The organism is Acetobacter okinawensis JCM 25146, assembly GCF_000613865.1.
Classification (GTDB): Bacteria; Pseudomonadota; Alphaproteobacteria; order Acetobacterales; family Acetobacteraceae; genus Acetobacter; species Acetobacter okinawensis.
Window position 1 is genome coordinate 1 of record NZ_BAJU01000097.1, and the last position, 2,501, is coordinate 2,501.

The window sequence follows — 2,501 nt, forward strand, 5'->3', positions numbered from 1 at the left end:
CCCCGCATTGTGCTGCCCGCGCTCAGCCCCGCGCTGGCGACCCATCTGGCCGCGTTACGGCCCGGCGGGTTTGCCCCCTCTGTAGCGCTGGAGGCGGAGGCCCGGGCTGCATTGCCTGCCTATGCCCGCGCACTGGCTCCATTGCCCGAACCGCAAGTGAGCGCACTGGTCGAGGAGTTTGCAGAAATGCTGAACGCAGGCGTGGTCAACCCGCTGCCCGGTGTGGCCCTGCACCTGCGCTGTGGCGCACTGGCAGCGGCCTGCGCCACAGTGCCCGCACTGGCGTGGAATGCGGTGTCCGTCCGTCGGGCGCTGGTGGCGTTTACGTTTTTTCCGTCCGCGGCACAGCTTGTGACCTTGCTGGAGGAGCAATGCGGCATGGCCCGGGTGACCCATGGCCGGTTGCGCCTGCTTGTGGCGGATGCTGACCAGCGCGTGCTGCGCGCGCAGGCACAGGAGCGGCGCTGGGCATTATGGGAGCAGCAGCAAGCACCCCAGCCTGTGTACAACCCTGTGGATAATGTGGATTGTATGAAAAACCAGCCCTGAATCCGCCATGAGTAACAAAAGAGTGAATGTTTTACAGCCTGTTGCGCCAGCATTCTGGCAGCCGGGCAGACAAGGATTTTATACAAAATGAGCACATCGCATAGGCAGATTTCCAAAAAGCAGGGTTCTGTGGCTTCTGCCGGTTTTTTGTCCACGCAGGCCGGGTGCGGCCCCACGCCTGAACGGATGGCAAAATCCGTGTTTGTTACGCACGGTTGCGGACCCGATGCACCGCTACGGGTGCTGGGTACGGTGCAGGCTTTGCTTACTGCGCGCGATATTACGCAGGATGCGGCCAATGCAGCCGAGCGGTGGTACAGGGACTGGGTGTTTGCCTCTGTCGGGCATATTGAATATGCCCCCGGCCACACAGCCAATAACCTGACCCGGCATGATGACGTGTCGTGGCAGATGACGCGTGCCCACGCGGCTGGCCGCCTGAGCGATATGCGTCACGCGCTGGGCCTGTGCGCGCAGGTGCGGCTGAAGCTGATGCTGGTTGATGAGTTGTCATTTATGCAGATGGGACGAGTTCTTTTTCCACACCTGTCGGATGCGCGGTCGCGGCTTAAGGTCTCGGCCCAGTGTGCCATGCTGCTGGAGCAGCTGGAAGGGTTTTATGCCAGCCTGCGCCGGACGCGCACCACACAGGCAACACCGCGCAAAAAACAGGGAGAAAGCTCGCGTGTGATGGAAAAAAAGATAGGCTGAAAACACGGTATTGCGAAAAAAACGCGAGCTTGTGTTTTTTTTCGCTTGCCATGTGCGCGCAGCCTGCGTATGTAAATACCTACATTGGAATTCCTGCGCCAGATCGCAAAAAGCCGCCTCACCGGGCGGCTTTTTTTATGGCCCGGTTTTTGCGCGGCGCACTGGCCGCTTTTTTATTATCTGGAAAAAACATGACCCGGTCAGTCAGCTATGCCGATGTGGTGCGCCTGCACCGCACGGATGCGGTATGCGTTGGTGTGCGCGCAGGGCAGGCACTGCTCTGCTTTTTGGTGCCAGAGGCGGAAACAACCCGACACAGGGCCGATGTTGCCCTTTCGTGGTGCGAGAGCGCACAGGCCAATCTGCCGCCAGAGGTGCGCGTGCGCTGCGTTGTAAGCGAGCGGGCCGTGCGGGGCGCCGTTGTGGGGCAACTGCCCCAGCCCGCCATGCAGCGCATTCAGGCCATGATCCTGCGGGAGGGCAGCGCCCAGAAGGCGGAGGGGGGCTGGCCACCTCGGAGCCGACCATACAGTAAGGGGCACGCCCATGCCTGCATGCAAAAAAACACAAGACCACGCAGCACACAAACCCGACCCGCCTATTACGCCTGAGGTGTGGGAGCACATCTTCAGTCAGGCGGAGGAGGGGCAGACCCTGCGCCAGATCAGCACCGGCGCGGGCATGCCCACATGGGAGCACATGCGCGCCAGCCTGCGTGCCAGTCCCGCCCTTGCCAGCCGTTACGCCCGTGCTGGCGGCTGAAGCGTTTGAGCGCAACCGCGCGGTGGAGGCAGCGGACACCCGCCGTGCCCTGACCAGCCTGACACAGCAGATAGCCGAACACACAGGTGCCCAGAAAAAGCAGAACCAGCTTGCCGAGGACAGCCTGCGCCGGTGGCGCAAACTGGCGGTTGTGGCGGGGCTTTTGTGTACCGTTGGGGCGGCTGTCGGTTCCACCCTGCTCTCGGACCAGGAGGTGGCGAGCACCGTATGGGTGCACTGGCTGCACCTGCGCGAACCGTGGGATACGCCGCAGCAGGGAGCCGCCCATGCAGGGCCTTGATCTGGCGCAGTTCAAAGCGCTTGTGGTGCGCCCCGTGCTGGCCCAGCCCGGCCTTGGGGGGAGTGCGGCACTCAATTTGCTCACCGGCACAGCACTGGTGGAAAGCGGGCTTGTGTGGCTCAGGCAGAATGGTGGCGGTCCCGCTTTGGGCCTGTGGCAGATGGAACCCGCAACGCAT

General features: G+C 62.7%; 5 protein-coding genes and 1 pseudogene. All 6 read left to right on the forward strand.

The annotated features are described in order from the left end of the window. Positions 1 to 549, forward strand: a 549-nt coding sequence (locus JCM25146_RS22675) for a hypothetical protein (RefSeq protein ID WP_035372969.1), incomplete at its 5' end; no start/stop codon positions are given. Between the two features lie 87 nt (positions 550 to 636). Continuing rightward, on the forward strand, positions 637 to 1,260 hold the full coding sequence (locus JCM25146_RS20245) for a hypothetical protein (RefSeq protein WP_025829236.1): 624 nt from the start codon (positions 637 to 639) through the stop codon (positions 1,258 to 1,260). Positions 1,261 to 1,451: 191 nt separating this feature from the next. Continuing rightward, positions 1,452 to 1,871 (forward strand): hypothetical protein, encoded by a 420-nt coding sequence (locus tag JCM25146_RS15755; protein ID WP_148299133.1) that lies wholly within the window; start codon positions 1,452 to 1,454, stop codon positions 1,869 to 1,871. 1 nt (position 1,872) lies between these two features. Then, positions 1,873 to 2,022 (forward strand): terminase small subunit-like protein, encoded by a 150-nt coding sequence (locus tag JCM25146_RS22680; RefSeq protein ID WP_159102019.1) that lies wholly within the window; start codon positions 1,873 to 1,875, stop codon positions 2,020 to 2,022. After that, positions 2,009 to 2,323 (forward strand): hypothetical protein, encoded by a 315-nt coding sequence (locus JCM25146_RS20250; protein ID WP_025829239.1) that lies wholly within the window; start codon positions 2,009 to 2,011, stop codon positions 2,321 to 2,323. The genes JCM25146_RS22680 and JCM25146_RS20250 overlap by 14 nt, the downstream gene beginning before the upstream one ends. Next, positions 2,310 to 2,501, forward strand: a pseudogene (locus JCM25146_RS15770) (hypothetical protein); the annotation flags it as partial. The gene JCM25146_RS20250 and the pseudogene JCM25146_RS15770, both read left to right, overlap by 14 nt.